Origin of the sequence: Flagellimonas taeanensis (assembly GCF_003584105.1) — a bacterium.
Taxonomy (GTDB): Bacteria; Bacteroidota; Bacteroidia; order Flavobacteriales; family Flavobacteriaceae; genus Flagellimonas; species Flagellimonas taeanensis.
In genome coordinates this window covers 54,535-71,337 of the sequence record NZ_QXFO01000011.1, presented here as the reverse complement: position 1 = coordinate 71,337, position 16,803 = coordinate 54,535, and the positions used below count along the sequence as shown (strand labels likewise).

At 45.9% G+C, this 16,803-nt stretch carries 15 protein-coding genes; 8 read left to right on the top strand and 7 right to left on the bottom strand.

Annotated elements, in window-relative coordinates; all coding sequences use genetic code 11:
* From D2V93_RS05085 to D2V93_RS05060, 6 genes are all read left to right on the top strand, one after another.
* Positions 1-390, top strand: a complete 390-nt coding sequence (locus D2V93_RS05085; protein ID WP_119618666.1) for a DUF779 domain-containing protein — start codon at positions 1-3, stop codon at positions 388-390.
* A gap of 57 nt (positions 391-447) precedes the next feature.
* On the top strand, positions 448-669 hold the full coding sequence (gene yidD, locus D2V93_RS05080; RefSeq protein ID WP_072877091.1) for a membrane protein insertion efficiency factor YidD: 222 nt from the start codon (positions 448-450) through the stop codon (positions 667-669).
* A 115-nt stretch (positions 670-784) separates the two neighbouring features.
* Positions 785-1,753, top strand: coding sequence for a prolipoprotein diacylglyceryl transferase (lgt, locus tag D2V93_RS05075; protein WP_119618665.1), 969 nt, complete (start codon positions 785-787; stop codon positions 1,751-1,753).
* A 4-nt stretch (positions 1,754-1,757) separates the two neighbouring features.
* A complete protein-coding gene (locus D2V93_RS05070; protein WP_119618664.1) occupies positions 1,758-2,240 on the top strand; it encodes a DUF192 domain-containing protein in 483 nt (160 codons plus the stop codon).
* Positions 2,240-2,764, top strand: a complete 525-nt coding sequence (locus tag D2V93_RS05065) for a GNAT family N-acetyltransferase (protein WP_119618663.1) — start codon at positions 2,240-2,242, stop codon at positions 2,762-2,764. The genes D2V93_RS05070 and D2V93_RS05065 overlap by 1 nt, the downstream gene beginning before the upstream one ends.
* A 31-nt stretch (positions 2,765-2,795) precedes the next feature.
* Positions 2,796-4,046, top strand: a complete 1,251-nt coding sequence (locus tag D2V93_RS05060; RefSeq protein ID WP_119618662.1) for an ATP-binding cassette domain-containing protein — start codon at positions 2,796-2,798, stop codon at positions 4,044-4,046.
* Positions 4,047-4,116: 70 nt separating this feature from the next.
* Here D2V93_RS05060 and secDF read toward each other — a convergent pair whose 3' ends face one another.
* Both secDF and mdh read right to left on the bottom strand, forming a co-directional pair.
* Positions 4,117-7,083: a protein translocase subunit SecDF gene (secDF, locus tag D2V93_RS05055; RefSeq protein WP_119618661.1), complete on the bottom strand. Its 2,967-nt coding sequence runs from the start codon at positions 7,081-7,083 to the stop codon at positions 4,117-4,119.
* A 210-nt stretch (positions 7,084-7,293) separates the two neighbouring features.
* Positions 7,294-8,220 (bottom strand): malate dehydrogenase, encoded by a 927-nt coding sequence (mdh, locus tag D2V93_RS05050; protein WP_072877077.1) that lies wholly within the window; start codon positions 8,218-8,220, stop codon positions 7,294-7,296.
* A gap of 242 nt (positions 8,221-8,462) precedes the next feature.
* Here mdh and D2V93_RS05045 point away from each other — a divergent pair, with 242 nt between their 5' ends.
* The gene (locus D2V93_RS05045) at positions 8,463-8,834 is read left to right on the top strand and encodes a hypothetical protein (RefSeq protein WP_147377368.1); all 372 of its coding nucleotides are present in this window, start codon (positions 8,463-8,465) and stop codon (positions 8,832-8,834) included.
* A gap of 81 nt (positions 8,835-8,915) precedes the next feature.
* Here D2V93_RS05045 and D2V93_RS05040 read toward each other — a convergent pair whose 3' ends face one another.
* The 3 genes from D2V93_RS05040 to asnB form a co-directional block, all read right to left on the bottom strand.
* Complete coding sequence (locus D2V93_RS05040) at positions 8,916-9,929, bottom strand: DUF6588 family protein (protein WP_119618659.1); 1,014 nt, start codon at positions 9,927-9,929, stop codon at positions 8,916-8,918.
* Positions 9,930-10,001: 72 nt separating this feature from the next.
* Complete coding sequence (gyrB, locus tag D2V93_RS05035; RefSeq protein WP_119618658.1) at positions 10,002-11,942, bottom strand: DNA topoisomerase (ATP-hydrolyzing) subunit B; 1,941 nt, start codon at positions 11,940-11,942, stop codon at positions 10,002-10,004.
* 259 nt (positions 11,943-12,201) lie between these two features.
* A complete protein-coding gene (asnB, locus tag D2V93_RS05030; RefSeq protein WP_119618657.1) occupies positions 12,202-13,872 on the bottom strand; it encodes an asparagine synthase B in 1,671 nt (556 codons plus the stop codon).
* A gap of 242 nt (positions 13,873-14,114) precedes the next feature.
* Between asnB and D2V93_RS05025 the strand changes: the two genes are divergently transcribed.
* Positions 14,115-14,645 carry a DUF2911 domain-containing protein gene (locus D2V93_RS05025; protein WP_119618656.1) on the top strand — a complete coding sequence of 177 codons (531 nt, stop codon included), beginning with the start codon at positions 14,115-14,117 and terminating at the stop codon, positions 14,643-14,645.
* A gap of 35 nt (positions 14,646-14,680) precedes the next feature.
* On the opposite strand, the gene D2V93_RS05020 is transcribed toward D2V93_RS05025, so the two are convergent.
* Both D2V93_RS05020 and D2V93_RS05015 read right to left on the bottom strand, forming a co-directional pair.
* Positions 14,681-14,944, bottom strand: a complete 264-nt coding sequence (locus tag D2V93_RS05020) for a hypothetical protein (protein WP_119618655.1) — start codon at positions 14,942-14,944, stop codon at positions 14,681-14,683.
* 188 nt (positions 14,945-15,132) lie between these two features.
* Positions 15,133-16,752 carry an amidohydrolase gene (locus tag D2V93_RS05015; protein WP_119618840.1) on the bottom strand — a complete coding sequence of 540 codons (1,620 nt, stop codon included), beginning with the start codon at positions 16,750-16,752 and terminating at the stop codon, positions 15,133-15,135.
* Between the last annotated feature and the right edge of the window lie 51 nt (positions 16,753-16,803).

The window sequence follows — 16,803 nt, the reverse complement described above, 5'->3', positions numbered from 1 at the left end:
ATGGACAAGGCAATAAAACGGGTCCTTGTTACCGATCGTGCCGAAAAAATCATCGATCAACTCAGGGAACGCCATGGCGAATTGATGTTCCACCAAAGCGGTGGATGCTGCGACGGTTCCTCGCCCATGTGTTTCCCAAAGGGCGAACTAATGCTCAATGAGACCGATATTTGGTTGGGCAACATCCATGGGTGCGATTTTTTCATTAGCAAAGATCAGTTTGAATACTGGAAACACACCCAATTGACGGTGGACATTACGACCGGAAGAGGCTCCAGTTTCAGTTTGGAAATTCCTTTGGGACTGCGTTTTGTGATAAAATCCCGATTATATACGGATGAGGAAACGGAACATTTGGTACCCGTACATCCTGCATCCGAGGAAGTTTGATGAAAGCCCCGACTTTGTCGGGGCTTTTTTTTACCTTGCAGTTTCTCAATGCAACGAATGAAACACATCTTGATCGCGCCGTTCATTCTATTGGTAAAATTTTACCAGAATTTCATTTCTCCCATGTTCCCTGCCACTTGTCGCTACTCCCCTACCTGTTCGCAATACACCTTGGAGGCCTTGAAAAAACATGGTCTGTTCAAAGGCGGATGGCTCTCCATGAAACGTATAGCCAGCTGCAATCCATGGGGCGGGAGCGGATACGACCCAGTTCCCTAACATGCACCCAAAGAAGGTATCCAAATCGTTCCAAAAAGGTTATCTGTAGCCAAAAATTACTTAAACATGGGCATCAACCACCCAAAGTGGTTATATTAGTCCAAAATTTAACTCGATGTATTTCCTCGGAATCAATTGGAACCCGGAAGGCACCCTTTTTAAACTGGGCTTTGTTCAAATAAAATACTACAACCTGCTTTGGATCGCGGCCTTTGTCGTGGGCTGGTTCATCATGAAGAAAATATTCCAGAACGAAAAGAAGTCCATGGAAAAACTGGATTCCCTGTTCATCTACACGGTGGTTTCCATTATGTTGGGCGCACGCTTGGGACACGTCTTTTTTTATGACTGGGACTACTACAAGGACCATTTGGTGGAAATTCTTTTGCCCATCAGGGAAAGTGCGAACAGCTCACTGTTCGGCATCATAAACGGCTATGAGTTTACCGGGTTTACCGGATTGGCCAGCCATGGGGCCACCATCGCCGCCATCATTGGGGTGTGGCTCTTCTGCAGAAAATGGGAGGACATCCGAATGCTCTGGATGCTGGACCGTTTGGTGATCCCTTCGGCCATTGGTGCCTGTTTCGTGCGTCTGGGCAATTTTTTCAACTCAGAGATCAATGGAAAAGTGGTCCACAAATCCTATTTCTTGGCCACACGCTTTATAAGGGATTCCGATGACATGCCTGCCTACAAAGCAATGGCGATCACCAAAGAAGCCACAGAAAATGCCGCATATAAGGCCATAGAGCACAACCCGGAATTTGCGGGCATCCTACAGACCATACCTTATCGCCATCCTGCACAATTGTACGAGGCCATTTGCTACTTTTTTGTCTTTCTCTTTCTACAGATGATCTATTGGAAAACGGATAAAAAAGAGAAGCAAGGTTATATTTTTGGATTGTTCATGGTACTCTTGTTCACCGTCCGATTTTTCGTGGAGTTCTTTAAAAAGAGCCAAGGCGGTTTTGAAGAATCATTGGGCCTTCTCTCCACAGGACAATGGCTGAGCATCCCCATGATTGCCATCGGGTTCTATTTTATGTACAGACCATCACCAATCATCTATAGGGATTAGCAACATGAAACGTATCGGCCTATTTTTATCCGTTCTGACCTTTTTCATGGCCTCCTGCAAGTCCGAGACCAAGCAGGCCCTGAAAACCGAGACCGTATCATTCACCAAGGAAGGGGAACTGTCCATTCTTGCCACCGAAACGGATTCCCTGAAAACAAGTTTTGACATCGAGATCGCCGAATCTGAGTACGAGACTCAAACCGGGCTCATGTACCGTCAGTCCATGGAAGAGAGCCAAGGCATGTTGTTCATCTTCCCCAATGTCTCCTCCCGTTCCTTTTACATGAAGAACACCGAGTTTCCCTTGGACATCATCTATATTGATGAAGGACTGAAAATCGTTAACTTCCAAAAGAACGCCAAACCCTACGATGAAAGCAGCCTGCCCTCCAACGTACCCGCCAAATATGTCCTTGAGATAAATGCGGGACTGTCCGATAAGATGGGGCTACAGGTTGGGGACAGTATTGCCTTTACCCGAAAATAATGCCCAAATATCTTTTAGAAAACGAGGAATCGGAACGATTGCTGTTCAGAAGGTTGCAACCCTCAGACTTTGAGGAATGGTTGCCGTTCTATCACGATCCCAAATCCACACAATATTGGGAAGGATTGCCTTCCAATTCAGAGGAAGCCTGCAAAGTCCAATTTGATAGGGTCTTTGAGCGGTATGATAACGATTTGGGCGGCATGAATGCCCTTACCTTGAAAAATTCCGGACAGTTGGTGGGCATCTGTGGACTTTTGGTCCAAATTGTGGACGGTATGGAAGAACTGGAAATCGGATATTCCATATTGCCCAAGTTCTGGCTACAAGGCTATGCGTTTGAAGCGGCACAAAAATGCAAGCATTTTGCCTTTCAAGAGGGGTTTTCAGAATCTTTGATCTCCATCATCCATGTGGACAATGTACCCTCCCAAAAAGTGGCCTTGAAAAATGGTATGTTCCTGGACAAAACCACCACCTATAAGGACAATCCCGTCCATATTTTTAGGGTAAACCAAGGATAATCGTAATTTTGGGGATTTATTTCCGAACTACATGCATCAACCCAAAAGCTACGCCATTCTTACCAATAACACGTCCCAAACGTGCAGTATCATTGACAAGTTATTGGTCAATATGCCGATTCCAGCACTGCAGCAACTGCAAGATTTGAAGGGGCTTCTTTTTTCTCGGTCAGAGATCGATCGTTTTATGGATGAAGAAGAGCGCCACGATATCAAGATCTTGACCAAGGAAACCCAGCAATCCCTCAAGACCATGAGCAGCGGGGAACAGAAGAAGGCACTCTTGCGGTATCTGCTCCAGCAGGAACCTGATTTTTTGGTCCTGGTGAACCCTTTCGACAATCTGGACGTGGCCACCCAGGCACAGTTGAAGGAACAGCTTTGCGATATTGCTTCCTCCAAAATAGTGGTGCAATTGGTCAGCCGATTGGAGGACATTTTGCCCGTGACCACAGATTTTTTCAAACTTGATGGGGAACAATTGTATCCTTACGAAACAGCAAAGGCATTTTGGGAGGAAAACCAAGGACAAGCCATCACATTCAGTGGTAACATCCCTCAACCCCTCCAGGCTTTGGAGGCGACCGGTACAGAATTGGTCAAATTTGAAAAGGTCTCGGTCAGTTTTGACGGGCGACAGGTATTGGACCAAATCGATTGGACCATAAAACGAGGGGAATTCTGGCAATTGATAGGCCCCAACGGAAGTGGGAAGAGCACCTTACTCTCTATGATCACCGGGGACAGCCATAAAGCCTACGGTCAGGACCTGACGCTATTCGGACAAAAGAAAGGAAGTGGGGAAAGTGTTTGGGACCTGAAGAAGAAAATAGGTTACTTTACCCCTGCGGTCACGGACAAATTTCAAGGTTACCATAGCCTGGAACATATGATTATCTCCGGTCTGCACGACTCCATTGGTCTTTATGTCATCCCAACGGACACCGAAAAGCGTTTGGCCCATGAATGGTTGAAACTTTTGGGGCTATACGATAAAAGAGCGAATCATTTTCGCGACCTTTCCGCTGGTGAGAAAAGATTGATCATGATGGCCAGGGCCATGATCAAACACCCTCCCCTACTTATTTTGGACGAACCTACCGCAGGCCTGGATGACCCTAGTGCGGCCCTGTTTGTCGACTTGGTGAACAAGATTGCATCAGAAAGCGATACGGCCATTATTTTTGTTTCCCATAGAAAAGAACCCGGTCTGCATCCCCAATTCAATTATATTTTGAATGTAAGGGACACAGGCTCCATAGGCAGGGTTGGACTTCCTTAGAAAACCATGCAAGGACAAAAAAGGGCCGCTCTAAGAGCGGCCCTTTTTGATATTCATCTAAAAACTTAAACTAAGCAGCTGTGGCAGCTGCAATTTTTTTCTTGAGGGTATCGAACATGATCGGCGTTGCGATGAATACCGAAGAATAGGTACCCACTACCACACCAATGATCATTGCAAACATAAATCCTCGCAAGCTCTCCCCACCAAAGATGAAGATGGCCAACAACACGATCAATGTGGTCAATGAGGTGTTCAAGGTACGGCTCAAGGTGCTGTTCAAGGCATCATTGATATTCTCTCCGCCTTTGAAACCTTTGATGCTGGTTATTTCACGAATACGGTCGAACACGACCACGGTATCGTTCAAGGAATACCCAATCACCGTCAAAATGGCCGCAATGAAGGCTTGGTCAATCTCCATATTGAAAGGCATGAGTTTTCCGGTAAGGGAGAATATTCCCAATACGATCATCACATCATGGAAAACCGCAACAACGGCTCCCAACGAGAATTGCCATTTCCTGAATCGCAATAGGATGTACAGGAACACGACCGCCAATGAGCCCAAAATGGCCAAGAAGGCATTCTTCTTAATATCATCGGCAATGGTAGGCCCTACTTTTACCGATTGTAGAATTCCTATTGATTTTTCCGAAGCCCCAATGGTAAAGTCTTCAAAAGAAGTACCATCTGGAAGGTATTTTTGCAATGTAGTGTACAGTTTTGTCTGAATTTCGGTATCCACTTCCACACCTTCCTCATCTACTTTATAAGGTGTGGTGACCTTTATCTGGTTGGCATCACCAAACGTTTTCACATTGGTTCCACTACCGAATACCGTATTGAGTTCAGAAGCGATTTCCGAAGGGTTCACAGCTTTCTCAAAACGTATCTGATAGGAACGGCCACCAATAAAATCAACCCCTTGCTGGAGGCCAGTGGTGAATAGGGAAAATACAGAAACTACCACCAAGATTCCAGATAGGATATAGGCAAACTTACGCTTGGCCAAGAAATCGATGTTCATGTTGGTGAACAGGTTCTTCGTAATCCCTGTGGCAAAATCCAATCGTCTGCCTTTCTTGGCAGAATATGCATCGATCATCAATCGGGTCACAAATATCGCCGTGAACAATGAAGTAACGATACCTATCAACAAGGTAGTGGCAAATCCCTTGATGGGCCCTGAACCGAAAATGAAAAGGATGATCGCTGTAAGTCCTGTTGTAATGTTGGCATCCAAAATAGAGGACAATGCATTTCCGAAACCATCAGCAATCGCTTGCGCCTTGCCCTTGCCTTTTGCCAGCTCTTCCTTGATCCTTTCAAAGATAAGTACGTTGGCATCCACCGACATACCTATGGTCAACACGATACCGGCAATACCTGGAAGGGTCAATACAGCACCCAAACTGGTCAACACCCCAAAAATGAGCAAGATGTTGAAAATAAGGGCGATATCAGCAAAAACTCCTGCTTTTCCGTAATAGAAAATCATCCATAGCAACACAAAGGCCATGGCAATCATAAAGGATATGAATCCGCTGTCAATAGCTTCCTGGCCCAAAGATGGCCCTACCACTTCCGATTGGATGATGTCCGCAGAAGCCGGAAGTTTACCCGCACGGAGCACATTGGCAATATCCTTGGTCTCGTTTACGGTGAATGTTCCGGTAATCTCGGAACGGCCACCTGATATAGGTCCTGAAGAAACGCCAGGGGCAGTATATACTTTATTGTCCAACACAATGGCTATACCGGTCTGGTTATTGTAAGCATCTCCGGTAAGTGCTTCCCATTCCTTGGCGCCGCGGGTGTTCATGGTCATGCTCACCGCGGGCTTATTGAACTGGTCAAAAGTATCTTGTGCATCCGAAACCACATCCCCGCTGATCCTGGGCACACCGTCCCTGTTGGATTTAAGTGCGTATAGATCCACTACTTCCACATCTTGGGCAGGTCTTTCCCAAAGGAACTTGGTAAACTGTATATCATTGGGCAACAACCTCTTGATCTCGGGCATTCTCAGATACTTCCCTATCTCAGCAGTGTCCGATACCATGGCCCTTGCAATGGCATGGCTGCCTGGGTTGGCGGGAATCAATTTGCCCAAAATCGGGTTGGCCTGAGGAGCCGTGTCCAAAGAGTCTTGGGAAACATCTGAAAGTAAGGAATCAATCTCGGATTCTGGCTTGTTCACCTCTTCTTTGGCTTGCTCAGGTTTTAGGATTTCCTTCAATCGCTCGTTGGCGTTCACCAAAAAGGTTCCCAAACTTGGATTGCTTTGGGGGTAGGTTTCCCAGAACTCCAACTGTGCCGTACTGGAAAGTAGTTCCTGTGCACGGGCAATGTCCCTAGCACCGGGCAGCTCCACCAAGATACGTCCGGAGTTCCCTTCTCTTTGGATGTTGGGTTGAGTTACACCGAAACCATCGATACGCTCACGGAGTACTTCAAATGCAGAAACTATGGACTCGTCTATCTTTCTTCGGATGATGGGCTTTACCTCTTCATCACTCATTTGGAAATTGACATCATCACTAAGTCCTTTGTTGGCAAAGATATCGGGGGAGGCCAATTTGGTTTCGCCCTTGATCTTGTCAAATGCATCAAAAAATAGTTCCAAATAGGTTTTGTCACTATTGGTTGATGCTACATCGGCATCGGCCAACGCCTTGTTGAAAACGGGATTCTTGGTATTGTTCGCCAAACCTTTCAAAATGTCCTTCACGGAAATCTGTAGGGTAACGTTGATACCGCCCTTAAGGTCAAGACCTTTGTTCAACTCTTTTTTCTTGGCATCCTCATAGCTGGTAAAACCCAAAACAGAGTTGTCACTGATAGAGTCCAGATACGATGCCTCTAAAGCTTCACGCTTTGCCACATAATCTTCCTCAGCTTCCGAAATTCGGCTAACGGCATGATTTTCAGCATCCTTCTCCAACTTACTTGTGATGAAGGTAAAGGATAGCTGATAGATGCTCACCAAGCCAAAAAGGATCGCGAAAAGCCTTACAAGTCCTTTATTTTGCATTGATTATTAAATTTTTAGATGTTTTCTTAAACAGCGTGCAAATATATCATTTCCGATAAGATTTGACAATAGAAATTGATCGAATTGCAAATACGCCTGGGCATTGGTTGGTAAAAACAAAATTGTCATTCCGAATGCGATACGGTTCCCCAAACCGTTCCATGGGCCGTTCAAATCCGAAATGACAATCTTTTGGTCAATTTGATGGGATTATACTTGGAGTAATCCGTTGGTCTTTTTAACGCCTTCGGCACTTTCCTGCATTTTGGCCTTCTCGGCATCGGAAAGTTCGATTTCAACAATCTGCTCTATTCCGTCCTTGCCCAAGATCACAGGCACACCGATACAGATGTCGGAAAGACCATATTCCCCGTCTAGCATAGTGGAACATGGGAACATTTTCTTTTGGTCACAGGCAATGGCCTGTACCATTGACGAAACCGCTGCTCCAGGGGCATACCAGGCACTGGTACCCAAAAGCTTGGTCAACGTGGCGCCACCTACCTTGGTCTCTTCCACCACCCATTCCATTTTCTCCTCGGAAAGGAACTCGGAAACTTTTACACTGTTCCTGGTTGCATGACCAATAAGGGGAACCATGCCCACATCGCTGTGGCCACCGATTACCATACCGTCAACATCGGAGATAGGGGCTCCAAGGGCCTCGGCCAATCTGTATTTGAAACGGGCGCTGTCCAAAGCACCTCCCATACCAATGATTTTGTTCTTTGGTAGGCCAGTGGCTTTGTGTACCAAATAGGTCATCGTGTCCATAGGATTGCTCACCACGATGATAGTTGCGTTGGGCGAATGCTCCAGAAGGTTTGTCGCTACCGTTTTAACGATTCCGGCATTGATCCCGATAAGTTCCTCACGGGTCATTCCCGGCTTGCGGGGAATCCCTGAAGTGATAACCGCCACATCACTATTGGCCGTTTTACCATAATCGTTGGTGCTGCCGGTAATCTTGGTATCAAAACCCATTAGGGAGGCGGTCTGCATCAGATCCATCGCCTTTCCTTCGGCATATCCTTCCTTGATATCCAACACGACCACTTCCGAGGCAAAATTTTTCATTGCTATGTACTCTGCACAGCTAGCTCCCACTGCGCCTGCTCCAACTACGGTAACTTTCATTTGTATAAGTTTAAATTTTAACGCTCAAAAATAAGGCATTTCACTTAGAAAAAAGCTGACTTACACCAGTTTTAATGTGTTGATTTTGCAAATGTCCCCGAATATTCGACCATAAAAATGTTAAGAAAACGCACCGTTCATCGAAGAAATCCCTTTTTCTTCATTTTTTGAAACTACAAGTGCAATAGTTTCCTACAAAATTACGTTCTCAAAGTCCCAAAATCAATGTAACCTACTGACCTATGAAAAAGCTCTTTTCATTGTTGTCCATCATAGGCATTATTGCCTTGAGCAACTGTAGCCAAGTTCCAGAAAACAATGACCCTATTTTGGGCATTTGGGCCAAAACAGGATCTTCCACCATAGAAGGCAAGGGTACCGAGACTACCCGGGAAGAATGGATCTTCAACGATGTTTATCTGGGGAGATATCAGAGCTACTCCAATTCAAAACTAGTTTTTTACACCGATTTTAAATGGTCCTTTGAGAATGGGACCTACACCATAATATATGGCGATCCACAGGTGACCGATGTTACGGTCAGCCTGATGAAAGCCCAAGATCCTGAAATTTTAGCCCTAGGGAACGGCTCGGTCTTCGCCACTAGGGAATAAGCCGAAGACCAACATATATGAAAATAGTGGGCCCCGACAAATGTCGGGGCCCACTTTATTTTGGTTGGTCGGTTGGTGATACTATCTAAACCCAAAGTTCAGACCAAAGGTAAAGGTGCTGAACTCAGCGAAATTATATTCTGCATTGATCCTAAAAAACCCCAGCTTCAACTTGGTGCCCAAATTGGCATTGACCCCACTCGCCTTTTTGGAAACGGAAAATGGGTCCACCACTGTTTCAGAGAAAAATGGTCCATTGGCCTGATAGGTCCCCAATACATCGATATCCGATTTACCCGTGATATAGCCTAGACCTCCGTAAAAGTTGATCACCGGAATGCTTCGGGTGGAGACCACGGCACTGAAATTCCATGTTTTGAACGATGCTTCGATACGCTGATCGCTGCCATCAATGATGTCCGAATCCGTGAAATCATACTCTCCATCGAGATTGGTATAGCCAATGACCGCCGAAATGGCCACGGGCAATAGTTTATCGGCCGGAAGCAACTTGGTGAAATCGTATTGGACACCGGCACCAAACAATCCCAATTTGACATTATCATCATCAAATTTCATCTTGGGCAAGAAACGGGCTTTCACTTCCAATCCCTTGATCAGCCCCACACTTCCCTGAAGATACCCCGATGGAACGAAATTGATGTTTTCGGAAGCCAATCCCGAAGGGAGTTCAAAGGTGCTACTGAACAGGGTGGTTTCATCCTCTACAAAAACCTCAACGCCCTCAATGTCACCAAGAGCCGTCGAAACCAAGCGTGGCTGACCTGGATTTTGCACAAAGTCCAGATTTTCATATTCTGCAGGATCAAGCAGAAAGGCCTTTTTGTCATCCTTGTTCTTGAACCCCGTCATGTTTCCCACGATGGATATCTCGAAACCGCCCAAGGGTTTGGAATCTGCACTATTGTACCATCCTGTAGAGATCGTGTAGATGGCTGCCTCGGAAACAGGTGCCAAATAAGCGTTGGCAAAACGTTCCGCATCGTTGACCCCGGAAACGAAAATGTCGTTCAAATCTTGGGCTTTGCCGAAAGTTGCCCCTAGCAGAGCTGCGAGCAGTATGATTTTCTTCATTTTGTAAAATTTTTCCTAAAACTAAAAAACTCGCCTTGTTGGGGCGAGTTTTTGTTGTGAAACAATCGTTATCTATGCATCTATGTTGGCATAGACGGCATTTTTCTCAATGAATTCCCTCCTTGGCGGTACCTCATCCCCCATCAACATGGAGAAGATACGGTCCGATTCGGTGGCGTTGTCTATGCTCACTTGTCGAAGGGTCCTGAACTCTGGGTTCATCGTGGTATCCCACAATTGTTCCGCGTTCATTTCACCAAGACCTTTGTAGCGTTGGATACCAGCTCCACCGTTCATGGAGGCTACTATCTCATCACGTTCCTTGTCGTTCCAAGCATAGCGTTTCTTAGATCCTTTCTTCACCAAATATAATGGCGGAGTGGCGATGTACACGTGTCCTGCCTCTATCAACTCCCGCATGTACCGGAAGAAGAAGGTAAGGATCAAGGTTTCAATGTGGCTACCATCCACGTCGGCATCACACATGATGACCACTTTGTGGTAACGGAGCTTGTCCAAGTTCAGCGCCTTGCTGTCCTCTTCGGTGCCAATGGTGACCCCCAATGCCGTGTAAATATTCTTGATCTCTTCATTTTCAAAGACTTTGTGCTGCATGGCCTTTTCCACATTGAGGATTTTTCCTCGTAGTGGCAGGATAGCCTGAAAATTCCTATCCCGTCCTTGCTTGGCCGTACCTCCCGCAGAATCTCCCTCAACCAGGAACACTTCACATTTGGTCGGGTCCTGCTCGGAACAATCCGAAAGTTTTCCTGGCAATCCGCCAACACTCATCGGGTTTTTACGCTGAACCATTTCACGGGCCTTGGCGGCAGCATGTCTGGCCTGTGCGGCCAATTTTACCTTTTCCACGATCTGTTTGGCATCCTCGGGGTGTTCCTCCAAATAGTCCGTCAACATTTCGGAAACGGCCTGACTCACAGCACTGGTCACCTCACGGTTGCCCAGCTTGGTCTTGGTCTGGCCTTCGAACTGGGGTTCGGCCACTTTTACGGAAACAATGGCAGTAAGCCCTTCACGGAAATCATCCCCTGAAATTTCAAACTTTAGTTTGTCCAACATCCCAGAATTGTCGGCATATTTTTTCAAGGTGGTGGTCAACCCCCTTCTGAACCCCGAAAGGTGCGTACCTCCTTCGTGGGTATTGATATTGTTCACATAGGAATGGAGGTTTTCGGTGTAGCCTGTGTTGTACACCATGGCCACTTCCACAGGTATGCCATTCTTCTCCCCTTCCATGGAGATGACGCTTTGTGTGAGGGGTTCCCGATTTCCATCCAAAAATTTAATGAATTCCTTCAATCCTTCTTCGGAATGAAAGGTTTCGGAAACGAACTCCCCTTTGTCGTCCTTGTTTCGTTTATCGGTAAGCGTAATGGTGATGCCTTTGTTCAGATACGACAGCTCCCGCATTCTGTTTGCCAAAGTCTCATAATTGTATTCTGTGGTCTGGGTAAAAATGGTGTCATCAGGAATAAAGGTAACCACGGTACCCCTTTCATCACTTTCCCCAATGCTCTTTACGGGATAGAGCGTCTTGCCCTTCTCGTATTCCTGTTCCCAGATTTTTCCGTCCCTATGTACAGTCGCTTTTAGATGATTGGAAAGTGCGTTGACCACAGAAACTCCCACACCGTGAAGTCCCCCGGAAACTTTATAGGAATCTTTGTCAAACTTCCCTCCAGCCCCAATCTTGGTCATAACCACTTCAAGAGCAGAAACTCCTTCTTTTTTGTGCAGATCGACAGGGATACCCCTACCATTGTCCTTAACGGTTATGGAGTTATCTTCATTAATGACCACATCAATCGCATCGCAATAGCCGGCCATAGCCTCATCGATGGAGTTGTCCACCACTTCATATACCAAATGGTGCAACCCCCTGACCCCTACATCACCAATATACATGGAAGGTCTCATACGTACGTGCTCCATGCCCTCCAGGGCCTGGATACTATCCGCCGAGTATTGTTTCTTGTTCGCTTCTTCGCTCATATATTATTCGTATTTGCCTTGAAATTTTCAAATCCTACAAATATAAGGAATAGCCAGTGGAATTAGGCCATAGAGGGACAATGAACCCCCTAAGTTATCAACAAAATCTGTGGAAAACGGAAGCCTGTACAAATGTTCGGGAACACACATCTGCCACCAACGAAAAACCCCTTGTCCAAGGGGTTTTTCTGACTAATTGAAAATGAAATAAAACAGCATCTTCCTACTTCATATCGTTGGTTGGTTATTATCGGTTGGGTTATTTCACATAAGCATCGGTGTGCACTTTGGCAACGGCCCTTCCTGAAGGATCGTTCATGTTTTTAAAGGCTTCGTCCCACTCCAAGGCTATCCTGGTACTACAGGCCACCGAAGGTTCCTGCGGAACGCTCAATGCAGCTGCATCCGAAGGGAAATGCCCCTCAAAAATGGAACGATAGTAATATTCCTCCTTGGTCGTAGGCGTCTGTATCGGGAACTTGAAATGGGCGTTCTGCAACTGCTCATCGGTCACTTCTTCCTGTACCATGGACTTCAAGGTATCTATCCAGCTGTACCCTACTCCATCGGAAAACTGCTCCTTTTGTCTCCAGACCACACTTTCGGGAAGATAGGATTCAAATGCTTTTCGCACCACCCATTTTTCCATACGCTCCCCATTGATCATCTTATCCTTTGGGTTGATTCGCATCGCCACATCCATAAATTCCTTGTCCAAAAATGGGACCCTGCCCTCTATTCCCCATGCCGCCAACGATTTGTTGGCCCTAAGGCAATCGTACATGTGGAGTTTGTCCAACTTACGTACGGTCTCTTCATGGAAATCCTTTGGACTTGGTGCCTTGTGAAAATACAAGTATCCTCCGAAAAGCTCGTCCGCTCCTTCCCCGGAAAGTACCATTTTGATACCCATCGACTTGATGACCCTTGCCATCAAATACATCGGCGTGCTCGCCCTAATGGTGGTGATATCATAGGTCTCGAGGTTATAGATGACATCTTTTATGGCATCTAATCCTTCTTGAATGGTGAATTTTATCTCGTGGTGGATGGTCCCAATGTGCTTGGCCACTTTCTGGGCAGCGGCTAAATCTGGTGAACCCTCCAACCCCACTGAAAAGGAATGCAGTTGAGGCCACCAGGCATCGGCGGTATCACCGGATTCAATCCTTTTTTGGGAATATCTTTTGGCGATGGCCGAGGTCACGGAAGAGTCCAATCCACCGGAGAGCAACACCCCATAGGGCACATCGGACATCAACTGACGGTGTACTGCGGCTTCCAAAGCCACCTTTATCTCTTCAATACTGGTCTCGTTTTCCTTGACGGCATCGTACTCCATCCAATCCCTTTGGTACCATCTCTTGAACTCCCCGTCCGAGCTGTGCAAATAGTGCCCGGGAGGGAAAAGCTGAATTTTGGAACAGGTGCCTTCCAAGGCCTTCAATTCGGAGGCCACATAGAAAGTCCCGTTCTTGTCCCAACCAATGTACAATGGAATGATCCCCATATGATCACGGGCGATGAAATATTCGTCCTTCTCACTATCGTATATGGCAAAGCCAAAGATTCCGTTCATTTCATCTATGAAACCCGTACCCTTTTCTTGATAAAGGGCCAAAATGACCTCACAGTCGGATTGGGTCTTGAACTCGTATTTCCCTTCAAACTGTTTTCTCAGTTCTTGGTGGTTATAGATTTCGCCATTGGCGGCCAGCACAAGTTTTCCATCGGCACTCAACAAAGGTTGTTTCCCAGAGGCAGGGTCAACGATTGCCAACCTTTCATGGGCCAAAATAGCCTTGTCATCCGAATAAATCCCACTCCAATCCGGACCCCTATGTCTCACTTTTTTAGACATTTCCAACAATTGGGGCCTCAACACTTCCGTGCTTTCCTTCACATCAAATGCGCAAACAATTCCACACATATATATTATAGTTTATGACAATTTTGATACAAAAATGAATATTCAACTTTTGAAATAAAACAATAAATCTATATTTAATTACATTTTATTCGTTTAAAATACCAAAACATACTTTTTTGATACTTTTTCAGTAAAAGAAAGCATCTATCCCATGTATTCTGTAAGGTTCTTCAATTTTAACGTCTTTTTATACAAACAATATTGAATTAATTCTAGTTTTGAAAACAACTAAAATCACAATCATGAAAAATCTATTTTTATTGACTTTCTTTGCCTTTGCCCTAGTTTTTTCCACAGAGGCCGCAGCCCAAAAATTCAGCGGTCTGGACAAGAGCCCCATGGACATCGCTTCTTTCCCTGCCAGTTACAAGGAGGCCGATAAGTCCGTTCGTGTCATTTACAGCCGCCCTCAATTGAAAGGCCGTAGTTTGTCCGACCTAGCTCCTGAGGGGAAAGTATGGAGAACCGGTGCCAATGAGGCCACTGAAGTGACTTTTTACAAGGATGCCACTGTTGGCGGAAAAGCCATCAAAGCGGGAACCTATGCCCTGTTCACCATCCCCGGGGAAAACGAATGGACCGTTATCCTAAACAGCAACCTGAACCAATGGGGGGCTTACTCCTATGACAGTGAAGGCGATGTAGCTAGGGTTTCTGCCACAGCCAACACCGACGATGAGGAGCTTGAAGCTTTTTCCATTGCTTTCGAAGATGATGGAAACATGGTCATGGGATGGGGCACCACACGGGTTTCCCTTCCAATCAGTTTCTAAGATAGAATTTCAAAAAGCCCCGAACTGGGGCTTTTTTATTGGTCATCAACTCCGTAGTATTTGACACCTTTTTCTTCGGACTTCTTCAAATAGTCATTGACTACCTTTTCATGATTTGGAAGAATCCTTTGTTCTGCCATAAAACTTACATTCTTATCACTCTTGAGCATCAAGATATAAATTCCATCTCCTTCTCTTACCGCCATATCCACATCCATTTCCCTGCCGACCAAGATAGAATCCGAATCAAGGTTGTAAGCGTAATAAATCATTGTATTCATACCAATTGCCTCTTGCATAAATCGACGTCCTTGTTATTTTGGCAACTATTCCCGGTACTTTTAAAAAATCTTCGGGGCTATAATCTTCATACCTTGGTCCTACCTCACTTTTGCAACCAGTAACTTGAAACAAAAGAAACGACCCTAATAAAACTTGAAGAAATAAAGGTTTGAACAGATTCTTCACTTTGTTCAGAATGACAAAATCATTTCATCTTTTTTCCTCCCAAGAAAACTTGCTCTGCCTTTAAACTTGGGATATTTTCGACGGGTACGGTCATGATGTCATCGCTCAGGATAACGAAATCTGCAAACTTGCCCGGTTCGATACTTCCTTTTTCGTTTTCCTCAAAGTTGGAGTAGGCTGCCCAAAGGGTCATTCCCCTCAGGGTTTCTTCTCTGGAAAGGGCATCCTTCATCTGGAACCCACCCTCTGGATACTGTTCTTGGTCCTGTCTGGCCACAGCCGCATAAAATGTCAGGAAAGGACTTACTTGTTCCACAGGGAAATCTGTCCCCAAAGCTACAATCCCTGCTTTCTCCAACAATGTTTTATAGGCATAGGCTCCCATGACCCGCTCTGGACCTAACCTGCCCCCTGCCCAATACATATCGCTGGTGGCATGGGTGGGCTGCACCGATGGGATGATCCCATCTTCAAAATAATCGAAATCCTGTAGTGATACCACTTGGGCATGCTCCACTTTCCACCGCCGGTCTTCCTTGCCCTGCAAAGCCTTTTGATAGGCCCTGAGCACGACCACATTGGCGGAATCCCCAATGGCATGCGTGTTCATTTGATAATCAGAGGCAGCAATGCGTTCGGCAAGAACACCGATTTCCGTCACTGGGGTGACCATGGCCCCGTAATGGCCAGCTTGGTCAGCATAAGGGGCTTTTAAGGCTGCTCCTCTAGATCCCAAGGCCCCATCCCCATAAACTTTTACAGATCGGACATTTAGTTTATCTGTTTTGATGGTTCCTTTGTCCAAAAAATGATCCAGATTGTCCGGGGTGTTGGAAACCATGGCATAGATCCTTATGGACAAATCACCCGCTTGCTGTAGGCTATCGATCAGTTCGATGGTCCATCTTCCCAGACCTGCGTCGTTGACCGTGGTGAGGCCATGATCCAAACATATCCGTTCAGCATCTTTCAGGGCCTGGATCTGCTGCTCTTTATTGGGTTGCGGGATAATGGCATCTACCAGTCCCATGGGGTTGTCCACCAAAACACCTGTGATCGCACCGTCCTTCTTCACTATTTCGCCACCATCCACTTGGGTTTCCCCGGTTATCCCTGCCAAGTCCAGCACTTTTTGGTTCACCAGATAGGCATGCCCATCAATACGCTCCAGAACTACGGGAATATCCGGGAACAGTTCATCAAGTTTGTCCTTGGTCGGAAATTCCTTTTCTTCCCAATCATTTTGGTCCCAACCCCTGCCACGAATAAAGCTTGAGGGCCGTTCTTTTTGGAAAGCGGCCACTTTGGACACGATTTCATCAAAACTTGAAGTGCCCACCAAATCCACTACTTGCTGGTTCAACCCAAGGCCATAAAAATGGCAATGGGCGTCAATGAGACCCGGGACCATTGTCTTCCCTTTGGCATCAAACAATTCTTTGGCGTTGTATTTTTTCAGAAGATCTTCACTTTCTCCCACATCCAAAAACTTTCCATCCTTGATGGCCACAGAACTTGCTTTTGAGAATTCCTCGTCCACCGTGTAGATATTAGCATTGTAAACGATGATGTCCACCTCTTCTTTGGAATTGCAGGCAAAGAGAAGAGGGAATACTATTATTGAAAGGACTTTTTTCATTTGTGATGGTTTTTCCAAAAATAGGAAATACAAGGAAAAGAAAAGCATTGA

Bases quoted from the DNA above. Each gene is read 5' to 3' on its own strand.
- D2V93_RS05085 (WP_119618666.1), top strand. From the start codon at position 1: ATGGACAAGGCAATAAAACGGGTCCTTGTTACCGATCGTGCCGAAAAA.
- yidD (WP_072877091.1), top strand. From the start codon at position 448: ATGAAACACATCTTGATCGCGCCGTTCATTCTATTGGTAAAATTTTAC.
- lgt (WP_119618665.1), top strand. From the start codon at position 785: ATGTATTTCCTCGGAATCAATTGGAACCCGGAAGGCACCCTTTTTAAA.
- D2V93_RS05070 (WP_119618664.1), top strand. From the start codon at position 1,758: ATGAAACGTATCGGCCTATTTTTATCCGTTCTGACCTTTTTCATGGCC.
- D2V93_RS05065 (WP_119618663.1), top strand. From the start codon at position 2,240: ATGCCCAAATATCTTTTAGAAAACGAGGAATCGGAACGATTGCTGTTC.
- D2V93_RS05060 (WP_119618662.1), top strand. From the start codon at position 2,796: ATGCATCAACCCAAAAGCTACGCCATTCTTACCAATAACACGTCCCAA.
- secDF (WP_119618661.1), bottom strand. From the start codon at position 7,083: ATGCAAAATAAAGGACTTGTAAGGCTTTTCGCGATCCTTTTTGGCTTG.
- mdh (WP_072877077.1), bottom strand. From the start codon at position 8,220: ATGAAAGTTACCGTAGTTGGAGCAGGCGCAGTGGGAGCTAGCTGTGCA.
- D2V93_RS05045 (WP_147377368.1), top strand. From the start codon at position 8,463: ATGAAAAAGCTCTTTTCATTGTTGTCCATCATAGGCATTATTGCCTTG.
- D2V93_RS05040 (WP_119618659.1), bottom strand. From the start codon at position 9,929: ATGAAGAAAATCATACTGCTCGCAGCTCTGCTAGGGGCAACTTTCGGC.
- gyrB (WP_119618658.1), bottom strand. From the start codon at position 11,942: ATGAGCGAAGAAGCGAACAAGAAACAATACTCGGCGGATAGTATCCAG.
- asnB (WP_119618657.1), bottom strand. From the start codon at position 13,872: ATGTGTGGAATTGTTTGCGCATTTGATGTGAAGGAAAGCACGGAAGTG.
- D2V93_RS05025 (WP_119618656.1), top strand. From the start codon at position 14,115: ATGAAAAATCTATTTTTATTGACTTTCTTTGCCTTTGCCCTAGTTTTT.
- D2V93_RS05020 (WP_119618655.1), bottom strand. From the start codon at position 14,944: ATGCAAGAGGCAATTGGTATGAATACAATGATTTATTACGCTTACAAC.
- D2V93_RS05015 (WP_119618840.1), bottom strand. From the start codon at position 16,752: ATGAAAAAAGTCCTTTCAATAATAGTATTCCCTCTTCTCTTTGCCTGC.